Raw genomic sequence first — 20277 nt, 5'->3', positions numbered from 1 at the left:
ATCAATCCCACTGCGGCGCGATGCCTTTAGGGCTGGTCAAGCGCTGACCGCGATCCAGACCGGCGATCAGCGCCATGTCGGCGTCGCTCAAGGTCAAGGCGCAGGCCTGCAGGTTGCTTTCCAGGTTGGCGCGTTTGGTGGAGGAGGGGATCACCGCGTAACCCAACTGCATGGCCCAGGCCAGGGTGACGTGTGCCGGGGTCGCTTGCAGGCGCTCGGCGATCTGCTGGATCACCGGGTCCTTCAACACTTCGCCGTAGGCCAGGGTCATGTAAGAGGTGATCTGGATGCCCTGGCTCTGGGCGAATTCGACGACCTTGCGGTTTTGCAGGTACGGGTGCAGCTCGATCTGGTTGGTGGCGATGTTCTCGGCGCCGACTGCGGCGATCGCCTGTTTCATCAGGTCGACGGTGAAGTTGGACACGCCGATCTGGCGGGTCAGGCCCATGTTTTTGGCTTCAAGCAGCGCGCCCATGAATTCTTCGACGGGCACCTGGTCTTCCGGGGACGGCCAGTGGATCAGCGTCAGGTCCAGGTAGTCGGTCTGCAGGTTGCGCAGGCTCTGTTTGAGGCTGTCGATCAAGCGGTCCTTGGCGAAGTTGGCGACCCAGATCTTGCTGGTGATGAACAACTCTTGACGCGGGACACCGCTGGCGGCGATGGCCTGGCCGACTTCGGCTTCGTTCTCGTAGATTTGCGCGGTGTCGATGACCCGGTAGCCCAGTTCAAGACCAGTGCTCACCGAATCGATGACCACCTGGCCTTGCAGGCGAAACGTACCAAGACCGAATGCGGGAATAGACATCAATGACTCCAGGGTTGCAGTGGGAATGGCCACCAGTATCCGCGCCGATGCCCTCGGGAAAAACCGCAGGTGGGTCAAGTCAATGTTGACGGGAAGTCATGAATGGGTGGCTGGTCGATGAAATTGTGGGTGTTTGGTCTGGCCTGTTCGCGGGCAAGCCTCGCTCCTACAGGTTTGAGATTTTTCGCGAAAATATCGGCACGACACACATCCTGTAGGAGCAAGGCTTGCCCGCGATAGCCGTAACGCGGTTTCTGAGCCTTACCCCCGCGCCTCAAGAATCATGCAAGTCGTCGACCCGGTCGCCTACAACCGCCCATCCACGTCATAAATCCGCCCCTCGGCCAGCGCCGTCGAACGTCCCGGATGCACAATCTTGCCCTCGGCCCGCCCCGGTCCTCTGGCGCCGGTCAACGCGCGGACATAACTGATGCGCAAATACAGCGTCGTGTAGCCCTGGCCTTTCTTCAATGGCGTGCATTGTCCTACTGGTGGAACGCTGAGGCTGGTTGTTGCCCTCTAGTGCTGAATTGAGCGCAGATTTAAGCTGGGTTCATGTTTCACCCACCTTTTTCGGAGGCACGATGAAAAACATCATCGGTATCTACACCAGTCCACGGGCCCATTGGGTCGGCGACGGTTTTCCGGTTCGCACGCTGTTTTCCTACGACACCCTGGGCAAACACATCAGCCCGTTCCTGCTGCTCGATCACGCCGGCCCCGCTGAATTCACCCCGACCACTGAGCGCCGTGGTGTGGGCCAGCATCCGCACCGCGGTTTTGAAACCGTGACCATCGTCTACGACGGCGAAGTGCAACACCGGGACTCCACCGGCAGTGGCGGCACCATCGGCCCTGGCGACGTGCAATGGATGACGGCGGCCTCGGGGATCATCCACGAGGAGTTCCATTCCGAAGATTTCGCCCGACGCGGCGGCAAACTGGAGATGGTGCAACTGTGGGTCAACCTGCCGGCCAAGGACAAAATGGCCGACGCCGGTTACCAGACGATCCTCGACCGCGACATCCCGAGCATCCCGCTGCCGGATAACGCGGGCAGCCTGCGCCTGATTGCCGGTGAGTTCGACGGCCACACTGGCCCATCCCGCACCTTTACGCCCATCGACGTCTGGGATATTCGCCTGAACGCCGGCAAGTTGCTGACCCTTGATCTGCACGAAGGTCGCAACACCGCGCTGGTGGTGCTGCGCGGCACGGTGCAGGTCAATGGCCTGGAACTGGCGCGGGAAGGGCAGTTGGCGCTGTTCGAGCGCGACGGTACTCAGCTCACCCTCGAAGCCAATGGTGACGCGGTGGTGTTGCTGCTGAGCGGCGAACCGATCGATGAACCCATCGTCGGTCACGGGCCGTTCGTGATGAACACCGAGCAGGAAATCCACCAGGCCTTTGCCGACTTCCAGTCGGGGCGGTTTGGGCGGATGCAAGGGTAACCACCCAACGAGCTGCCGAAGGCTGCGATCTTTGATCCGGCCTTTGGTTTGGGCTACCTCAAAAAGATCAGGATCAAAAGATCGCAGGCTTCGCCAGCTCCTACAATGTGTGAGATCTTCGCGCTATTGGCCCTCGCTGGAGTTGCTTGATGCTGTCACTGCTCACCACTCACCCTCTGCTCGTCGCCGTAGCTTTGATCCTCATCGATCTGGGGCTGTGGCGCTTGATCAGCACCAATGGCAGCAACTGGAAACTGGTCGTACGGCTGGTGATTTTCGGCTTGTTCAGCGTCCTGCTGTTCAACGAAGGCCTGAACCCGATGGAGCCGGCGCCCTGGGCCGACAACGTGCCGCTGCACCTGGCGGCCACCGGTTTGCAGATCGGCTGGTGGCTATTCGGTGCGCGGACCCTGACGGTGCTGATCGGCGCGGTGATGATGCAACGGGTCGGGCACACCGGGCGTTTGCTCCAGGATTTGCTGGGCGCGGTGATTTTCCTGATCGCCATCATCGCGGCCATGGCCTACGTGCTCGACCTGCCGGTCAAGGGCGTGCTCGCCACGTCCGGCGCGGTGGCGATCATCGTCGGCCTGGCGCTGCAAAGCACCCTCAGCGACGTGTTCTCCGGCATCGTTTTGAACACCACCAAGCCTTATCAAATCGATGACTGGATTTCCATCGACGGCACCGAGGGCCGGGTCACCGACATCGACTGGCGCGCCACGCGCATGCAAACCGCCCAAGGCAGTCTGGCGGTGATTCCCAACTCCCTGGCGGCCAAGGCCAAGATCATCAATTTCAGTCGGCCGAGCGACATATTCGGCGTGTCCATCAGCCTGCAACTGAGCCCGCACGCGCGGCCCAACACCGTGGTCGAAGCCCTTGAACGGGCGATGCAGGGTTGCCGCCTGCTGCTGGATCACCCGGCGCCGAGTGTTGCGCTAAAAAGCTCCAGCAGCACCGGCGTGGAATACGAAATCAGTGGATTTGTGGTCTCGATGGACCAGAAGCGCGCGGTGCGCAATCTGTTGTTTGACCTGGCGTACCGGCACTTGCAGGCCTCCGGCATCAATATGCTGTCGAGCGTGGAACCCCTGGCGCCGAACAGTTTCTCCCGACCACGGGCGCTGCTGGAAAGCTCGGCGATTTTCTCGACCCTGCGCCAGGAAGAGAAAGAGACCTTCAGCCAGAACATGACCCTGCAAACCTTCCGTGCCGGCGAGACGATTCTGGCGGCGGGGGAGGTCAGCGATCATTTGTTCATCATTGAATCCGGGGTTATTTCGGTGACCCTGACCCGTCACGGCACCCCGTTCGAATCCGGACGCATGGGCCCTGGCGAGGTGATTGGCGAGGCCGGCATCCTGTCCGATACCTCGGTACCCGCCGCGTTTACCGCCAAGACCTTTTGCGCCCTGTACCGCATCGAAAAGGCCTACCTCAAACCGTGCCTGGACGCTCGTCACGACATCAACGATGCCATGAAAGCCTTGCTGGATTTCCGCTTGCACAAGGCGCGGACCTTGACCCAGGACGAACCGGTGGTGGTGCCGAAGAAGGGGTTTTTGCAGTGGTTGCGTCATCGCGCGTGAGTGGGATTTGCGGTGGATGGCCGCTGCGCGGTTCGCGGGCAAGCCTCGCTCCTACAGGTTAGCTATTTGCCGCGAAATGTCGGCACGACACAAATCCTGTAGGAGCGAAGCCTGCCCGCGAAAGCAATGTCAGCCCCGCAACAAATCCCGGACCGATCAGAAATCTATAGCCGCCAATGCCCGATAACAGGTTTTTGGGGCGGCCCTTCAATGGCCTCCTCGTCTTCCCGAATATTGGCTATTTGTCGAAACCACGGGCGGGATTAACTTAACGCCACACCCCCCTTGTGACGGAGCCCTGCCATGAAACCTCGTATCGATTTCTACACCGCTTCCCCGGACGCCCTCAAAGCCATGATCGCCCTGGAAACCGCGGTGTCGAAACTGCCACTGGAAAAGAACCTGATTGAACTGGTCAAGCTGCGCACCTCGCAAATCAACGGCTGCGCCTTCTGCCTCGACATGCACAGCGCCGATGCCCGCAAAGGCGGCGAAGACGAGCGTCGTCTGGCCACCTTGTCGGCCTGGCGCGAAACGCCGTTCTTCACCCCGCGTGAACGTGCGGCGATGGCCTGGACTGAATCCCTGACCCTGATCAGCCAGACCCACGCTTCGGACGAAGACTACGAACTGGCCACCTCCGAGTTCAGCCCCAAGGAAATGGTCGACCTGACCGTGGCCATTACCACCATCAACGCCTGGAACCGCCTGGCGATTGGTTTCCGCAAAATGCCACAAGCCTGATCAATGCGCGTCTGCTGACGGCGCGGCCGGTGGTTGCACCTTGCGCATCAAGGGCACCATCAGCGTCGCGATAATGAAGCAGACCATGATCATCAAAAACGCGTCGCCATAGGTTTGGGTCTGGGCTTCGCGGTAGGTCAGCAACCACAGCTGATGCAGGCTGGCGGTGACACCCGCGTCACCGCTTTGGCCGAGGGCGGCGAAGTTGTTGCCAACCTGGGACAGCCACTGGTTGAGCGCTTCGTTGGTGCTGTTCAAATGCTCCGCCAGGCGCGTGAAGTGCAGGTTGGTGCGGTCGTTGAGGATGGTGGCGCACGCCGCAATGCCAATCGCGCCGCCCAGGTTGCGCATCAGGTTGAACAACCCCGAAGCATGTTTTAGCCGCGACGGCGCCAGGCCGCCCAAGGTCAGGGTCACCGCCGGTGGCACCGCCAGTTGCTGGGCAATCCCGCGCAGCGCTTGCGGCAGCATCAATTCCTTGGCCCCCCAGTCATGGGTGATCGGGCTGAAATCCCACATCGACAACGCGAACAACCCCAGGCCGGTCATCATGATCCAGCGCAGGTCGATGCGATTGGCCATAAAGGCGTACAGCGGAATCGCCATGATCTGGAACACCCCGGTGGAGAAAACCGCCAGGCCAATGTCCAGCGCGCTGTAGCCACGCACCCGACCGAGAAACAGCGGCGTCAGGTAAATCGTGGCGAACAGGCCGATCCCGGTGACGAACGAAAAGAAGCAACCGAGGGCGAAGTTGCGGTCCTTCAGAGCGCGCAGATCGACGATCGGATTGGCCACGTACAACGTGCGGCTGATGAAGGCCAGGCCGGCGAGGCCGCTGATCCACGCAGTGATCAAAATGGTGCTGTCGCTGAACCAGTTCCAGCGTGGGCCTTCTTCGAGGGTGTATTCCAGGCAGCCGAGAAACAGCGCCATGAACACCATGCTGAGGTAGTCGGCGCCCTTGAGCAGCGACAATTCCGGCTGGTCGATCTTGACCAGCATCGGCACCGCCACCGCGACGAAAATCCCCGGTACCAGGTTGATGTAGAACAGCCAGTGCCAGGACGAAATGTCGGTGATCCAGCCACCGATTACCGGGCCCAACGTCGGTGCCAGCGAAGCCACCGCACCGATGGTCGCGGCGGCGATCACCCGTTGTTTGCCGGTGAAGAAAAAGAACGCGGTGGTGAACACCAACGGGATCATCGAGCCGCCGAGAAACCCCTGCAGGGCACGGAACGCGATCATGCTCTGGATGTTCCAGGCCACGCCGCAGAGCAGGCTGGCCAGGGTGAAGCCCACCGCCGAGGCGCAGAACAGCCAACGGGTCGAGAACACCCGGGACAACCAGCCCGACAGCGGAATCACGATGATTTCAGCGATCAGGTAACTGGTCTGCACCCAAGCGGTTTCGTCGGTGCCCGCCGAGAGTCCGCCGCCGATGTCACGCAACGAAGCGGAGACAATCTGGATGTCGAGCAGCGCAATGAACATGCCGATGCACATGCTAGCGAAGGCGAAGACCTTGGTCGCCGTCGCCATGTTGGCAACATTGAAAGGCTGCGCGGGGGCGGCGACGGTGCTCATGGTGCGCTGGCCACGGCGGGGGTTTTATCGTCGGCGCGGGTGTCCACTTCAGCGGTCACCGACAGCCCCGGGCGCAAATGGCCGAGCACGCCATCCGCCGGATCGAGGACGATGCGCACCGGTACCCGCTGCACGATTTTGGTGAAGTTGCCGGTGGCGTTTTCCGGCGGCAAGACGCTGAACTGCGCGCCACTGGCCGGGGCGAGGCTGTCCAGATGGCCATGGAACACCTGGCCTGAAAGCACGTCGGCCCGGATGATCACCCGTTGGCCGGAGGTCATCCGCGCCAGTTGATCTTCCTTGAAGTTGGCATCGACCCACAGCCCACTGGACGGCACCACCGACAGCAATTGCGAACCGGCCTGGGCATAAGCGCCCACCCGCGCCCGACGATTACCGACCACGCCGTCCACCGGCGCTTTGAGTTCGGTGTAGCCGACGCTCAACTGCGCCAGATCCCGTTCAGCCTTGGCTTGCATCAGTGCGGCGCGGGCTTGCTGTTTCTGGGTTTCGATCACGTCCAGCTGACGTTGACTGGCCAGCCATTCCGCCTGGGCCCGGGCGCTGATCGCCTGGGCCGTCTTGAAGGTCGCATTGGCGCGTTGCGCGCTTTCCACCGAGACCGCATTGCTGCCCACCAGTTTTTTGTAGCGCGCATCGTCATCCCGGGAACGGGCGGTCTCGGCGCCAGCGGCATCGATCCCGGCGCGGGCCTGGCCGATCACCGCGTGTTGCAATTGTTCGGTGGCGTTGAGGTTGGCGAGCAGGGCTTCTTCGGCGGCGACTGCACCTTCGGCCTTGGCCAGGTTGGCGCGGTAGTCGCGCGAGTCCAGGCGCACCAGCACGTCGCCGGCCTTGACCTTCTGGTTGTCGGTGACCAGCACCTCTTCGATATAACCCGCGACTTTTGGCCCGATCACCGTCACGTCGCCGCCAATGTAGGCATCGTCGGTTTCTTCAAGGAAACGCCCGGCGCTCCACCAGTGGGCGCCGTACAGCCCAAGACCGACCAGCGCCGCGAGGGCCACGGTCAGCAGCATCAAACGCTTGAGCACGGGTGGCTTGGTGTTCACCGGGACAGCCAGGTCGGGTTCAACGGTGGGCATGCTGGTCATGGGAGATACCTGTGGGAATCGGGTGTTTATTACGGATGTAATATGACGTAGGTAATATATTGTGGCAATTTATTTTTGCTGCCGGTCGTCAGTTGATTATTTAAGCCAGGTGCCGGGCGTCACGCCGGTCATGTCCTTGAAGAAGGCGATGAACGCGCTGTCGCTGGCAAACCCCAGTTCAAAAGCGGTGTAACCGAGGCTGCGACCGGTGGCGAGCAGTTCCATGGCGCGCATCAAACGCCATTGCTGGCGCCACTGCTGATAACTCATGCCGGTTTCGCGCTGGAAGATGCGGCCGATGGTCCGCCCGCTGGCGCCGATCTGTTGTTCCAGCACCTGAAGTTCCGGTGGCAGGCGTTCGGGTGTCGCCAGCAACGGCGCCAGGCGTTTATCCCGGGGCAGGGGCAGGAGCATCGGTTGTTGCGCGGCCTCGCGAATTTCGCTCAGGCACAGGCCCAGCAGGTGGACGAATTTGCCCTGCTGCCAATCGGTGGCGAAATCTGCCAGCGCCATCGGTTCCAGCACGGCGCGCAGCAGTGGGCTGACCTCAATCACGCAAACCTGTTGCGGCAGGTCGACACACAACGCTGGCGCAAGGTAAATCGATCGATAGTCCACGCTGCGTTGCATCACCGCGCGGTGGGCCACGCCGGAGGGAATCCACGCGGCGCGGGAGGGTGGCAGCAAGCACAACTGCTGGGCGAGGGTGATGCGCATGCAGCCCCGGCGGGTGAACAGCAGTTGCCCGCGCTGATGTTGATGCAGGCCGGAATCGTGGTCACCGAGGTGGGAGGCGATGCCGATGACACTCGCCGGGTAGTGATCGGGGTCGAACGTTGCGTGGGAATCCAGCCAGGCCATGAAGATGTCCGATTTCATCGATAACGTGTCAGGGTTCGGATAATACGTCAGTCAGTGCTTCTTAAACTCCTCGCCAGTTTTTATTGAAGAGTGACGCTGTGATGAATTCCCGAAACCTGTTGGTGCTGGCGATTGCGTTATTGATGTTCCCGCAGATCGCCCAAACCCTCTACAGCCCGGCGTTGGCGGATATCGGCCAGGCCTTCGGCGTTGGCCCGCAAGCGGCGGGGCAAACCCTGTCGGTGTATTTCCTGGCCTTTGCGTTCGGCGTGGTGGTGTGGGGGCGGGTGTGCGACCGCATCGGGCGGCGGCCGACGATGCTTGTCGGTTTGGCGTTGTACGTTGGCGCGTCGATGTTGGCGTTGCAGGTCAGCACCTTCAACGGACTGTTGATGGCCCAAGCGCTGGCGGCATTCGGCGCTGCGGTGGGCTCGGTGGTGACGCAAACCCTATTGCGCGATCGCTTCCAGGGCACCGAACTGGCTCAGGTATTTTCCCTGATGGGCATTGCGCTGGCGGCCAGTCCCGCACTCGGCCTGTTCAGCGGGGCGAGCCTGGTGCACGCCTTCGGCTATCGAGGTGTGCTTGGGTGTCTGTTGCTGTTGTCCTTGGGGTTGTGGCTGTGGTGCTGGGGAACCCTGCCGGAAACCCGACCGCAACACCTGACCAATGCCAGCCTGTTCGGGACCCTGAGGCACATGCTGCAAGATCGGGACATCTGGCGTTCGACGTTGCTGGTCGCGCTGTTCAACATCGCCTTGTTCAGTTACTACAGCCTCGGTCCTTTTATGTTTGAGCGGCTGGGATTGAGTGGGCAACTGTTCGGCTACAGCGGTGTGATCCTGGCCCTGGGCTCCGGTCTTGGCGCCTGGCTCAATAGACGGTTGCTGCGCAGAGGGTTCACGGGATTGGGCCTGATCCGTCTCGCGGCGGGCGTGGCATTGCTCGGCGGCATCGGTGTGTGGCTGCTGCAAGACAGCGGATTGTTTGTGTTATCGATGCTGCTGGTGGTACTGGCGTTCGGCATGGCGATCCCGAACATTCTCGGCTCGGCCCTGGCCAATTACGCTGATCGACTGGGCACGGCCGGCGCGCTGTTTGGCTTGATGTATTACCTGTTGATCGGCGCTGGGCTGATGCTGGTCGGCTGGTCCCAGGCATTGGGCGAAACCTTGATGCTGTGCGGCGCATTGGCCTTGCTGCTGTCCTGGTGGAAAAACTGAACAATTGTTTAAGAAATGTAAGCGTTGTAGGACACGTCTTGCATTTGCGTGGGATGGATCTGACTATCACGCAAATTGATGAAATGGCATTAAGCCATTTGATGATCGCAAGGATGTTGAGTGCCGTATTCGTTTTGCGCTGTGCTGCGTCGTATGTGGGTGCCGGCTCTGCTGGCGAGTCTGGGTGTTTCGTCACTTCAGGCCGCAGAGCCCGCTGCGCCAGGCCAGGAAGTGTTGCGCCAGCAGCAACAGCAGCAGCGCGACCTGCAACAGCTGCAACTGGAACAACGCCGCCGGCAACTCGAACGCGGCAGCTTCGGTGCGCCGCCAGTCACGCCAGCGCTGCCCGCCCAAGTCACTCCGGATGAACGCTGCTGGCCCCTGAGCGGTACGCGCATCGGCGGCGTTACCCTGATCAGCAGCAAAAAGCTCAACGAACAGATCAAGCCGCAACTGTCGGCGTGCATGGGCGTCGGCCAGATCAATCATCTGCTGGCGACCATCACCGCGCTGTACGTGGACGCTGGTTATATCGCCAGCCGTCCATCGCTCAGCAGCGCGCCAGCGGCGGGGCAATCGCTGGATATCGTGGTCGATGAAGGTTATATCGAGTCCATCGAACTGGCCGACCAGAGCCTGCCGGTGTCCCTCGGCGGCGCCTTCCCCGGCATGCTCGGCAAGCCGCTGAACCTGCGGGATCTGGAGCAGGGCCTGGACCAGTTGAACCGCCTGCGCTCGATAGACCTGACCGCCGACATCGCCCCCGGCAGCCAGCCCGGCGCCTCGCGGATCATCCTGCGTACGCGCACCAACGGCCAATCGCGCTGGGCCTTGGGCCTGGGGGTGGACAACCTGGGCAGCGCCAGCACCGGGCGTGATCGCGACACGTTGAGCCTGAGCCTCGACAGCCCGCTGGAACTCAACGACTCCCTCAACCTCAGCGCCAGCGACACCCTCAACCAGGGCGATCGCTACAGCCGCAACGCCAGCCTGTATTACGCGATCCCTTACGGCTACTGGACGTTCAGTGCATTCGCCAGCCACGCCGAATACCGTGCGCCGTTCAAACTCCCTAGCGTGACGTTTCACAGCACCGGCATCACCGACCAACTCAGCCTGCGCGCCGATCGGGTGTTGTGGCGCGACCAGAGCCGTCAGCTCAGTGCCAACCTGCAACTGGCGCACAAGGACGTCGACAGTTATCTGGAGAACGTGCGCCTCGGCATCCAGAGCCCGACCCTGACCGTGGCCGAAGCCGGGTTGAACCTGTTCTGGCTCAACAGCGCGGTGTGGAACCTCGACGTGAATGTGGCCCAGGGCCTGCGCTGGCTCGGTGCCGATGACGACGCCAATCGCCAGGTCAACAACCAGCCCAAGTCACAGTTTCGCAAGTACCGCGCCGGCCTCAGCCAATGGCGCAATGGCCAGTTCGGCCGGCAGACGTGGCAATGGCAGAGCCAGCTCAACGTGCAATACAGCCCCGATCCGCTGCCGGCCATCGAGCAACTGCTGGGCACCGACGATTCGGCGGTGCGCGGTTACCGGGTCAACAGCGCGTCCGGCGCCAGCGGCGCGATCTGGCGCAACACCTTGCGCCTGCCGTTACGCAACGATCTTGCGCTGCAAATCACCCCGCGCCTGGGCCTGGACAACGGCTGGATCAAGGCCGACCACGGCGCCCAGGGCCAACGCCTGAGCGGGGCCAGCGCCGGGGTCAACCTGGGCTGGAAAAACCTGCAAGTGGACGTCGATTACCAGCACAGCCTCAACACCCCCCGCGGTTTGCAGCATGAGCCCGAGACCTGGCTGATGCGCGTGGGGTTGCAACTATGAATACCAGCAAACAGCCGTCGGACCTGTGCGCCACAACCACGGCCAACAACTCGGCGCGTCACGTGATGCCGCACTTTTATCGAGAGGTTTTTATGCCTGCACAGACATTTGCGTTCCATCTGTCCCCTCGGGGCAAACTGCGCTGGGCGATTGCCAGCCTGTTCCTGATTGCCCACCTGCCGAGTGCCCTCGCCGGTGGCGTGGTGGTCGCGCCAGGTCCCGGCGGCACCGCGCAACTGCAAACCCAGGGTGGCGTGCCCATCGTCAATATCGTTGCGCCCAATGGTTCGGGCCTGTCGCATAACCAGTTTCTCGACTACAACGTCGACCGCCAGGGCCTGGTGTTGAACAACGCCTTGCAGGCCGGGCAATCCCAACTCGCCGGGCAACTGGCGGCCAACCCGCAACTCCAGGGCCAGGCCGCGAGCGTGATCCTCAACGAAGTGATCAGCCGCAACGCCTCGACCCTCAATGGCGCCCAGGAAATCTTCGGCAAGTCCGCCGATTACGTGTTGGCCAACCCCAACGGTATTTCGGTGAATGGCGGCAGCTTCATCAACACGCCGAACGCCAATCTGGTGGTCGGTCGCCCCGAGTTGAACGACGGCAAGCTGCAAGCCCTGAGCACCCGCGACGCCACGGGACAGTTGCAGATACAAGGCGCGGGCCTGCAAAACCGCGAAGGCTCGATCAACCTGATCGCTCCGCGCATCGACAGCCAGGGCAGCCTTACGGCCCGTGATCAACTCAATCTCACGGTGGGGCGCAATCAGGTGGATTACGCCAGCGGCCAGGTGAATACCGTGGACCCGGCCGGCAACACCACCGACCAACGCATCGACGCCAGCCTGTTTGGCGCCATGCAGGCCGGGCGCATCAACATCGTCAGCACCGCCGAAGGCGCGGGTGTGCGGGTCGGCCCGGTGCAAGTGGCGGGTCGCGACGGCGTGCAGATTCGTTCTGCCGGTGACCTGAGCATCAGTGGCCAAGCGGTTCCGGACAGCCTCGACGTGGTGCGTGCCGGCGTGCGCAGCAGCCAGGGCGATGTCGCCCTGCACAGCGGCAAGGACTTGACCCTGGCCGCTGCCGACGTCAGCGGCCGCGACGTCAAGCTCGACGCCAAACGCAACCTGACCCTGAGCACCGTCGAAAGCCGCAAGCTACAGCAGACCCGCGAAAACTGGAACAACAGCACCATCGGCATCACCTGGGAAACCTACGATCGGACCCAGACTGACAGCGATTCGCGTCAACATGGCAGCCAGGTTCTCGCCAGTCGCGACGCAGTGTTGTCGTCCGGTGGCGACACCGAACTCAAAGCCGCCAAGGTTGAAGCGGCGAACAATCTGAGCGTCCAGAGCGGCGGCGATCTGCGCCTGAACGCCGCCACTGAAAGCCACACCACAACCGACCAGGGCAACCACCGCAAACACCTGTGGAAAGCCGACTGGAACAGCAGCAGCGAAGAGCAACGCAGTGTCACCAGCCAGTTGAAGGGCGGCAATATCGCCCTGGCCTCGGCGGCGTTGCTGCGTTCCGAAGGCGCGGCGTTGACCAGCAAGGGCGACATTAACCTCGCTGGCAAACAGGTCGAGATCACCAGCGCCAGCCGCACCCAGCGCACGAGTGACAACCGTTATTCCGGCGATCTGGTCGGTGGCGGTTTCTTCGGCAAGACCGGCGACGCCGATCAGGGCAAGACGCAGAATCAGGGCAGCAAGGTCAATGCCGCCGGCAAACTGATCGTCAAGGCCGACGACGTGCGCATCAGCGGCAGCCAGGTGCGCGGCGGCACCGAGGCCAGTGTGATCAGCGACAAGGGTTCGCTGGTCATCGATGGCGTGCAGGACACCTCCCACGCCAACAGCCACGACAAGGACAGCAAGTTCTTCGGCATCACCAAGGACGAATCCCGGCAGAACACGAAGGACAGCACCACGGTGCGCAGTGAACTGACCTCGGACAGCAACCTCAAGCTCAAGAGCGCCAAGGACATCGAAGTGGCCGGCGCCACGGTCAAGGCTGACGGCACCCTGAGCGCAGAAGCGGCGGGGAATGTGACAGTGCATTCCACCCAGAACACCAGTGAGACCAGCAAGACCACCCAGACCCGTGGCTTCGACGCCTATGCCAGGGAAAATGCCCCGGACGCCGGCCAGTACCGCGCCGGTGTGCATTACGAGGACAAGCAGCAAACCGTGACCCGCAACGATGTGAATCAGCAGGGCTCCAGCCTCAGCGGCGCCACGGTGCAACTGGCGGCGGGCGGTGACCTGACGCTCAAAGGCGCCGAGGTCAAAGCCACTCATGGCGACACAACCCTGACCGGCAAAAACGTCTCGCTGCTGGCCGAGCAGGACAGCCACAAAACTACGACCGATAAAACCAGCACCGGCGGCGGCTTTTACTACACCGGTGGCCTCGATCGTGCGGGCAGTGGCATCGACTTCGCCCACACCACGTCGCAAGACACCACCGGTAAAACCACGGCGCAAACCACCGGTGTACAGAGCAGCGGCAACCTCAACATCAATACCGGCAAACTCACCACCGAGGGCGCACGCGTCGATGCCGGCAAAGGGCTGAATGTCGCGACGGTCGAGGTCGATAATCGGGCTGCGAGCAACACCGACAGCAGCATGCATACAGAGAGCAACTGGTCCGCCGATATCGGCGCCAATGTCGAATACAAAGACATCGCCCGACCGATTGCTGGCGTGATCAAAGACGTGCTCAACGCCAAGGTGCCGGACAAGAATGCACTGGCCAATCTTGGGCAGCCGAATCTCGGCATCGACGTCGCCATCGGTCATCAGGAGGCCAGCCACACCGAGCAGAACACCAACGCCGTGGTCAGCCAGTTCAAGGGCGGCACCGTGGACGTGAAGGTCGACGGCACGTTGCAGGACCAAGGCACGCAGTACCAGGCGAGCGCGGGCAAGGTGAACATCAGCGCCGATTCCTTGGTGGCGAACGCCGCAAGCAACACTCACAGCAGCAGTGATCAGGCGCTGGACGCCAAGGCTGATGTGCGGGTCTACACCAAGACCAGTGAGGACGTGAACGTGGCCGCCAGCGGCGCGGGCGGCAGCAGCCAGACCCGCAAGGACAGCTCCACCGCTGTGGTCGGCGGCTATGCCGGCAGCGAAGGGGTGAACATCAACCTGCGTGGGAACGGTCAGTTCGAAGGCAGCCATTTCGATGGCGGGCAGGGCGGTGTTTCGATCAAGACTGGCGGTGAGCTGGCGTTGAACCAGGCCAACGACCGGCAGAGCAGCGACACCTCCAGCCTGCGTGGAAACGGCTCGCTGAATGTCGGTACGGCGCCCGGCACCAACGGCACCAATGTCGATCTGGGTGCGGGCTTCCAGCTTGATCACACTGGCAAGCAGACTCAGGACAGCCAGGCTCAGGTGGCGAGCATTCAGGGCAAGGGCCCGGTGCTGTTGAGCAGCGGCGGCGATCAAGTCCTGCAAGGGACAAAGGTCGACACCGTGGGTGCCATCGACCTGAAGGCCGGTGGCAAACTCGACCTGCAAGCGGCGACCGACACCCATACCGCCACAGGCAGCAATCTTGGCGGCGGGCTGAAGGCCGGTGGCAGCAAAACCAGCACGGAGAAAAGTGCTGATCAGGGCGGCAACCTCAGCGCCAATTTCAACATCGGCCGGGTCAACGAAAACACCCGGACTTTGACCGGTGGCCAGCTCAACAGCCAGGACAAGATCGCCCTCAGTGGCGATGCGATCCATCTGCAAGGCACCCAGGTCAGCGCCCCGAGCGTGAGCCTTGATGCGCAGAAGGGCGGGATCCATCAGGAGTCGGCGCAGTCCACGCAGAACCGTACTAACTGGAATCTCGCGCTCAATGCCGGCGGTAACCTGAGCAACAGCACACCGACGGTCGTGGATGAAAAGAACGTCGCCACGAGTGATCACGGCTTCAATGCCGGGGCCAAGGTTGGCATTGATTACTTGCAAGGCACCACTCAGCAGAACAGCCTGATCAAGGCTGACAGCGTGGCATTGAACAGCGCTGGGGATGTGCATCTGGCCGGCGCGCGGATTGATGCGGCGAAGGTCAGTGGCAAGGTTGGCGGTGACTTGAGCGTGGAAAGTCGTCAGGACAGCCAGACCCGCGCCAAGGTGGATATCGATCTGGGCGTGACTGGCAAGAAAGCAGCGCCTGCGGAGAAGGAAAACGTTGCCAAGGGCGGGACTGACTACAAGCCAACACTGAAGATCGACGGCGGTTACGAGCATAAAGACAGTGTCAGTCAGGCTTCCGGTATCAGTGGCACGCAAGGCGTTAACCTCAACGTCGGTGGCGCCACGCAGCTGACCGGTGCACGGATTGCTTCGACAGAAGGCCGGGTCGATCTGGGGGGCTCGAAAGTCAGTTCCACCGACCTGAGCAATCGCGACTACGGCGTAACGGCCGGTCTCGATCTGCCGGAGAAACCGAAAGCCGAGGGCAGCACACCCGAGGTTTCGCTTGTGGGTGAACACAGCGTCAAACTCGGCCCCGTGACAATCGGCGGTCATTACGACAGCCAGTCGCTACAGGCCGGGATTGACGAGGAAAATATCTAAGCACCACATCGCCTGCGGCGACGCTCAAGCTCGGCTCACCTGGTTCGGTGGGTCGAGCTTTTCCTGCGCCCACAATCAGGTTACTTAGAAATAACGCGAGGGCGCGGTTCGCCGTTACGAAGTCTCTTCCAGTGAAGGCCTTGTCAATTTGATTTTTTGAATATTGACTTATCCAGAAGCAAATGCGAAAGAGTGGCACTTCTGGGGTTTGCCCTTGATTCAGATCTGATTTATCCAACAAGGTCATATGGAAATGAAAATAAACTTCATTGTTTTACTGGGAGTTTTATTACTTGTTCAAGCATCACAATCCTTTGCAGATAATCTCAATGGGAAGAATCTCTATTTACAGAGATGTTCCGTGTGCCATGGCGCAGATATCAAGGGGACAGGGCCATTGGCTAATAAAAGCAACCCACCAACACCTGATCTTACAACCTCCGTTTTCAAGAAACGGCTAAATGATTATCCGGGCGTTATTGTGTCCTCGGTAATACTCCGCCCCAATGGAAACTTGATTCCAAAAACGTTGCGGGAGAATGGGGTAAAGATACCGCCGCACGCCTGGAGCGTTAATGATCTGCGCGATTTACATGAATACATGAGTGGTTTGATTTCGCAAAAACGATGATCTGAGATGAGAGACGAGCACCGGCATCGACCCCCTGCGTTACGACGTCGATCGCTGGGCCTACAACATCGACGGTGTCGCCCAGTCCAAGCAGCACTCGCCGGGCGCCGGGGTGAAGAACGTGTTCGATTACCCGTACTTCACCCGTTCCAGCGACAACAATTCGGGCATATACGTGGGTGCGCCGCGCACATTCTTTGCGCAGGCCAGCGTCGGGTCCTAGTTCCCTGTGGTGAGGGGGCTTGCCCCCGTTCGGCTGCGAAGCAGTCGTAATTTCAGGGCCGCTGCGCGACCCAACGGGGCAAGCCCCCTCGCCACAATTCAAACCTTCAGCACCTTCCCACCAATCGCCACCGCCACCAGCAACACCGCCATCAACCCAAACGCAAAACTCAAACTGCTGCCATGGGCGATAAACCCGATCAGCGCAGGCCCGGCGAGAATCCCTGCGTAACCGAGGGTGGTGATGGCTGGCACGGCGATGCTTTCCGGCATGACGGTCTGTTTGCCCACCGCCGTGTACAGCACCGGCACGATGTTCGAACACCCAGCGCCCACCAGCGCATAGCCCACCAGCGCCGCCTCCCAGGTCGGTGCAAACGTCGCCAGCGCCAGGCCCACAGCGGCCGTCAGCCCGCCAAAGACCATCACCTTCGTCGCGCCCAGGCGCCGCACAATTGCATCCCCGGTCAAACGCCCGGCGGTCATGGTCAGTGCAAACGCCGCATAACCGAGCCCGGCATACGCCGTATCGATCCCGCGCTCGGACGCCAGGAATACCGCGCTCCAGTCGAGTACCGCGCCTTCGGTGAGGAACACGATGAAACACATCATGCCGATAAACAGCACGATGCCATGGGGCACGGCGAACGCCGGGCCGGAACTTTCACTGCCATAAGGCAAGAGATGCGGTACGGCTTTGAGCAAGGCCACGATCAGCATCACGACGACCACCAGCGTCGCGCCAAGCGGCGAAAACCCCAGGCCGAGCAAAGCGCTGACACCCGCCGCACCGACGATCCCGCCGAGGCTGAACAAGCCGTGGAAGCCCGACATCATGGTCTTGCCGCTGGCCCGCTCGACGATCACCGCTTGCAGGTTGACCGTCGAATCCACCGTGCCCAGCCCCGCGCCAAACATGAACAGCGCCGCGATCAACGCCGGAATCGACGACACCGTCGCCAACATGGGCAGCGCCGCGCAGATCAGCAACACCCCGGCACTGACCACCCGGCGACAGCCAAACCGCGTGGCCAGAATCCCCGCCACCGGCATCGCAATAATCGACCCCACCCCCAGGCACAACAGCAGCAAACCGAGGGTCCCTTCATCCAGCCCGGCCCGCGCCTTGGCATACGGCACCAACGGCGCCCACGCGGCGATGCCGAAACCGGCGATGAAAAAGGCGATGCGGGTGGACATCTGTTCCAGGCGTCCGGGAACAAAGGCGGCTTGCGTGTTGAGGTTGGTCATATCGATCCTTGGCAAAAAACGTCGCGTACCCAAGGGACAGTGACTTACCGGTCAGGTTCGATCAGCGTCCGCAGCGGTTCGCGGTCAGGCAGGGCGACATCCTTGCACAGCCCGGCCCTCCATCGCGAGTGCGGGTGTCACTGGCCCTCGCACAATCGGCGCAGGTGTTCGTCGCGCACTTGCAGGATTTCGAACAATCCCAGCGCTTTTAGCGCGGGCAAAGCCTCGACGATGTCCTGCCTGGCCTGGCACTGCTGTTCATCGGTGGCCTGTGGATTGGCGAGCATTCGCGCATTGATCAGAAACGCCCCGACCGTGCCTTTGCGCACCGTGGTGCCGTTGAATTGGCCTTGGTCGAGATCGTCGGGAAGCAGGTCTTCGGCGCGCATATCGGTGACTCCTGTTGAGTGAGTGTTCAGCCTAAAGTGTTGAACCTGGCTAAACTGCGTCATCCAGGTCATTCGATAACGTGAAACTGCCAATGGTTAAACCGCTGATCTCCACCGAACTGGCGCAGTCCTCGACCGCTGCGCGGGTGATTGCCGTCACGCTGGACAGCCCGGTCGAACGCCAAAGCGCCTTGCACCAACATGCCCGTGGCCAATTGCTCGGCGCGCGGCGTGGTTTGTTGTCGGTGGATGCGGCGGATCATCATTGGGTGGTGCCGGCCACCCATGCGGTGTGGATTCCGCCGGGCTGCCTGCACGGCTTGCACTCCCATGGTCCGTTCCATGGCTGGAGCGTTTATGTGGCGGCGCCTGACTGCTTCGGGTTACCGCAGCAACCTTGCATCATCGCCACTTCGGGATTGCTGCGCGAAGCCGTGGACCGCGCCGCGACGTGGGATGAGGGCGTACGGGATCAACGCCAGGAACGGATCGGCCAACTCATCCTCGACGAAATCGCCGTCTCACCCGCCGAACCGTTTGGCCTGCCGCTGCCCCACGACCCGCGACTGCTGAGGATCACCCAGGCACTGGTCGACGACCTGGCCGACAACCGCTCACTGGAACAATGGGCGCAGTGGGGCGGATTATCGGCACGAACCCTGGCCCGACGCTTCGTCAGCGAAACTGGCTTCACCTTCAGCCAATGGCGCCAGCGCGCGCGGTTGTTGCGGGCGCTGGAGTTGCTGGCGGCAGGGGCGGCGGTGACGACAGTTGCGCTGGAGTTGGGATATGACAATGTCAGCGCGTTTATTGCGATGTTTCGCCGTACGTTTGGGGTGACGCCGGGGCGGTATTTCATCGACGGGCTTTGACGCCTACAGTACAGGCACTTTTCACGCTGACTTCAGGACCGATCCATGACGCCGTTTTACGATGCCCGGGGCAATATCTACGCGGTTGTAACGCCTGACGCGGTGCGTCACAGCGGTATCGATCTACCCGGACAGGCCAGCCGTGCCGCACAAACCCGCGAGCATTGGGCGTTATCGGCCATCGAGGCGTTCTGCGGCTGGGCGCCCGGCACACAGCCGCCCGGCAGCAAGGACCATCGCTGCGACGGCCTGCTGATCGGCCCGTTTCAAGCAGCACCGCCCTTTGACCTGCTGATCGTCAACACCGACGGCACCCTCGCCGAGCGCAGTGGCAACGGCTTGACGATTTTCTCTCAGTCGCTCAGTGAGCAAGGGTTGCTGCCGAGTGAAGAGGCCTGCGTGCTGCGGGTTCATCACGACAAAAACGATGCTGTTTCGCCGGTAGAAACGTCGGTGAAACCTGCCGAGATCGATGGCGTTCACGGGTTTTGGCTCGACCTCGGCAAACCCTCGTTCGGGCCGCAAGCGGTGGGCGCCCAAGGGGTTGAAAGCGTGACGTTGAACGGGCGCGACCTTAACCATGTGCAGCCATTGTCGGCGCTCAATCCAGCCTGGGCGCGCAGCCAGTTTGTGCGGATCGGCAATCCCCATTGCGTGACCTTGGTCGCTGAAGCCGAAGCACTGCCGAGCAACGCGAAAATGCGCGAACCGGCGTTATCCGAAGGACTGACCCGCATCGCCTACGCCACGCCGACCGGCACCGGGCACCCCTGTGCGGCGGGGGTGAATCTGCAATGGGCGGTGCTTGAATCCGAAGGACAAATCGTGGCCCGAGTGTTCGAACGCGGGGAAGGGCCGACCGCATCATCAGGCACCAGCGCCAGTGCGGTGGCGTGCGCGGCGTGGCGAGTGGGTTGGGTGAAGGCGGGCGAGGTGAAGGTGGTCATGCCCGGCGGCACAGCGCCGATTTTGTTGAAAGAGCAGGGCGGTGAATTGAGTCGGGTGAGTTTGTTCGGTGCGGCGCGGTTGATGGGGTGAGTTCAAGATCGCCTTCGCGGGCAAGCCTCGCTCCTACAAGTACAGCGTGATCCCCGTAGTAGCGAGGC

The 20277-nt window shown here is 61.7% G+C and carries 15 protein-coding genes and 2 pseudogenes; 10 read left to right on the top strand and 7 right to left on the bottom strand.

Annotated features, from left to right (window positions below; genetic code table 11):
- Position 1: 1 nt before the first annotated feature.
- Positions 2-805 (bottom strand): 2,5-didehydrogluconate reductase DkgB, encoded by an 804-nt coding sequence (dkgB, locus tag ACY4LX_RS23585; protein ID WP_463257996.1) that lies wholly within the window; start codon positions 803-805, stop codon positions 2-4.
- A 306-nt stretch (positions 806-1111) separates the two neighbouring features.
- Positions 1112-1282, bottom strand: a pseudogene (locus tag ACY4LX_RS23580) (PaaI family thioesterase); the annotation flags it as partial.
- 107 nt (positions 1283-1389) lie between these two features.
- On the opposite strand from ACY4LX_RS23580, the gene ACY4LX_RS23575 reads away from it, so the two are divergent.
- The 3 genes from ACY4LX_RS23575 to ACY4LX_RS23565 all read left to right on the top strand — a co-directional run bounded on the left by ACY4LX_RS23575 (position 1390) and on the right by ACY4LX_RS23565 (position 4592).
- Positions 1390-2256 carry a pirin family protein gene (locus ACY4LX_RS23575; RefSeq protein WP_463257995.1) on the top strand — a complete coding sequence of 289 codons (867 nt, stop codon included), beginning with the start codon at positions 1390-1392 and terminating at the stop codon, positions 2254-2256.
- A gap of 149 nt (positions 2257-2405) precedes the next feature.
- Entirely contained in the window at positions 2406-3848 is a 1443-nt protein-coding gene (locus ACY4LX_RS23570; protein ID WP_463257994.1) for a mechanosensitive ion channel domain-containing protein, read from the top strand.
- 303 nt (positions 3849-4151) lie between these two features.
- Complete coding sequence (locus ACY4LX_RS23565; protein ID WP_149661315.1) at positions 4152-4592, top strand: carboxymuconolactone decarboxylase family protein; 441 nt, start codon at positions 4152-4154, stop codon at positions 4590-4592.
- Here the strand turns inward: ACY4LX_RS23565 and ACY4LX_RS23560 are convergent, their stop codons facing one another.
- The 3 genes from ACY4LX_RS23560 to ACY4LX_RS23550 all read right to left on the bottom strand — a co-directional run bounded on the left by ACY4LX_RS23560 (position 4593) and on the right by ACY4LX_RS23550 (position 8158).
- Positions 4593-6182 (bottom strand): DHA2 family efflux MFS transporter permease subunit, encoded by a 1590-nt coding sequence (locus ACY4LX_RS23560; RefSeq protein WP_463257993.1) that lies wholly within the window; start codon positions 6180-6182, stop codon positions 4593-4595.
- Positions 6179-7297, bottom strand: coding sequence for an HlyD family secretion protein (locus ACY4LX_RS23555; RefSeq protein WP_463257992.1), 1119 nt, complete (start codon positions 7295-7297; stop codon positions 6179-6181). The genes ACY4LX_RS23560 and ACY4LX_RS23555 overlap by 4 nt, the downstream gene beginning before the upstream one ends.
- A 96-nt stretch (positions 7298-7393) precedes the next feature.
- Positions 7394-8158 (bottom strand): AraC family transcriptional regulator, encoded by a 765-nt coding sequence (locus tag ACY4LX_RS23550; RefSeq protein ID WP_463260641.1) that lies wholly within the window; start codon positions 8156-8158, stop codon positions 7394-7396.
- A gap of 101 nt (positions 8159-8259) precedes the next feature.
- On the opposite strand from ACY4LX_RS23550, the gene ACY4LX_RS23545 reads away from it, so the two are divergent.
- From ACY4LX_RS23545 to ACY4LX_RS23525, 5 genes and pseudogenes are all read left to right on the top strand, one after another.
- The gene (locus tag ACY4LX_RS23545) at positions 8260-9381 is read left to right on the top strand and encodes an MFS transporter (protein WP_463257991.1); all 1122 of its coding nucleotides are present in this window, start codon (positions 8260-8262) and stop codon (positions 9379-9381) included.
- A 120-nt stretch (positions 9382-9501) separates the two neighbouring features.
- Entirely contained in the window at positions 9502-11214 is a 1713-nt protein-coding gene (locus tag ACY4LX_RS23540; RefSeq protein WP_463257990.1) for a ShlB/FhaC/HecB family hemolysin secretion/activation protein, read from the top strand.
- A 92-nt stretch (positions 11215-11306) separates the two neighbouring features.
- On the top strand, positions 11307-15806 hold the full coding sequence (locus ACY4LX_RS23535; protein WP_463260640.1) for a hemagglutinin repeat-containing protein: 4500 nt from the start codon (positions 11307-11309) through the stop codon (positions 15804-15806).
- Positions 15807-16059: 253 nt separating this feature from the next.
- A complete protein-coding gene (locus ACY4LX_RS23530) occupies positions 16060-16437 on the top strand; it encodes a c-type cytochrome (RefSeq protein ID WP_463257989.1) in 378 nt (125 codons plus the stop codon).
- A gap of 34 nt (positions 16438-16471) precedes the next feature.
- Positions 16472-16660: pseudogene (locus ACY4LX_RS23525) on the top strand (hypothetical protein); the annotation flags it as partial.
- Positions 16661-16758: 98 nt separating this feature from the next.
- Here the strand turns inward: ACY4LX_RS23525 and ACY4LX_RS23520 are convergent.
- Together ACY4LX_RS23520 and ACY4LX_RS23515 are read right to left on the bottom strand one after the other, a co-directional pair.
- Positions 16759-17910, bottom strand: a complete 1152-nt coding sequence (locus tag ACY4LX_RS23520; RefSeq protein WP_463257988.1) for an MFS transporter — start codon at positions 17908-17910, stop codon at positions 16759-16761.
- 137 nt (positions 17911-18047) lie between these two features.
- A complete protein-coding gene (locus ACY4LX_RS23515) occupies positions 18048-18299 on the bottom strand; it encodes a hypothetical protein (RefSeq protein ID WP_463257987.1) in 252 nt (83 codons plus the stop codon).
- A gap of 92 nt (positions 18300-18391) precedes the next feature.
- Here ACY4LX_RS23515 and ACY4LX_RS23510 point away from each other — a divergent pair, with 92 nt between their 5' ends.
- Both ACY4LX_RS23510 and ACY4LX_RS23505 read left to right on the top strand, forming a co-directional pair.
- Entirely contained in the window at positions 18392-19171 is a 780-nt protein-coding gene (locus ACY4LX_RS23510) for an AraC family transcriptional regulator (protein WP_149661331.1), read from the top strand.
- Between the two features lie 45 nt (positions 19172-19216).
- The gene (locus ACY4LX_RS23505) at positions 19217-20209 is read left to right on the top strand and encodes a diaminopimelate epimerase (protein ID WP_463257986.1); all 993 of its coding nucleotides are present in this window, start codon (positions 19217-19219) and stop codon (positions 20207-20209) included.
- Positions 20210-20277 lie beyond the last annotated feature (68 nt).

This window comes from Pseudomonas sp. Emmai, from assembly GCF_055179735.1.
The sequence above is the reverse complement of the archived record's forward strand: the minus strand, read 5'-3'. Positions and strand labels throughout refer to the sequence as shown.

Bases quoted from the DNA above. Each gene is read 5' to 3' on its own strand.
- dkgB (WP_463257996.1), bottom strand. From the start codon at position 805: ATGTCTATTCCCGCATTCGGTCTTGGTACGTTTCGCCTGCAAGGCCAG.
- ACY4LX_RS23575 (WP_463257995.1), top strand. From the start codon at position 1,390: ATGAAAAACATCATCGGTATCTACACCAGTCCACGGGCCCATTGGGTC.
- ACY4LX_RS23570 (WP_463257994.1), top strand. From the start codon at position 2,406: ATGCTGTCACTGCTCACCACTCACCCTCTGCTCGTCGCCGTAGCTTTG.
- ACY4LX_RS23565 (WP_149661315.1), top strand. From the start codon at position 4,152: ATGAAACCTCGTATCGATTTCTACACCGCTTCCCCGGACGCCCTCAAA.
- ACY4LX_RS23560 (WP_463257993.1), bottom strand. From the start codon at position 6,182: ATGAGCACCGTCGCCGCCCCCGCGCAGCCTTTCAATGTTGCCAACATG.
- ACY4LX_RS23555 (WP_463257992.1), bottom strand. From the start codon at position 7,297: ATGACCAGCATGCCCACCGTTGAACCCGACCTGGCTGTCCCGGTGAAC.
- ACY4LX_RS23550 (WP_463260641.1), bottom strand. From the start codon at position 8,158: ATGGCCTGGCTGGATTCCCACGCAACGTTCGACCCCGATCACTACCCG.
- ACY4LX_RS23545 (WP_463257991.1), top strand. From the start codon at position 8,260: ATGAATTCCCGAAACCTGTTGGTGCTGGCGATTGCGTTATTGATGTTC.
- ACY4LX_RS23535 (WP_463260640.1), top strand. From the start codon at position 11,307: ATGCCTGCACAGACATTTGCGTTCCATCTGTCCCCTCGGGGCAAACTG.
- ACY4LX_RS23530 (WP_463257989.1), top strand. From the start codon at position 16,060: ATGAAAATAAACTTCATTGTTTTACTGGGAGTTTTATTACTTGTTCAA.
- ACY4LX_RS23520 (WP_463257988.1), bottom strand. From the start codon at position 17,910: ATGACCAACCTCAACACGCAAGCCGCCTTTGTTCCCGGACGCCTGGAA.
- ACY4LX_RS23515 (WP_463257987.1), bottom strand. From the start codon at position 18,299: ATGCGCGCCGAAGACCTGCTTCCCGACGATCTCGACCAAGGCCAATTC.
- ACY4LX_RS23510 (WP_149661331.1), top strand. From the start codon at position 18,392: ATGGTTAAACCGCTGATCTCCACCGAACTGGCGCAGTCCTCGACCGCT.
- ACY4LX_RS23505 (WP_463257986.1), top strand. From the start codon at position 19,217: ATGACGCCGTTTTACGATGCCCGGGGCAATATCTACGCGGTTGTAACG.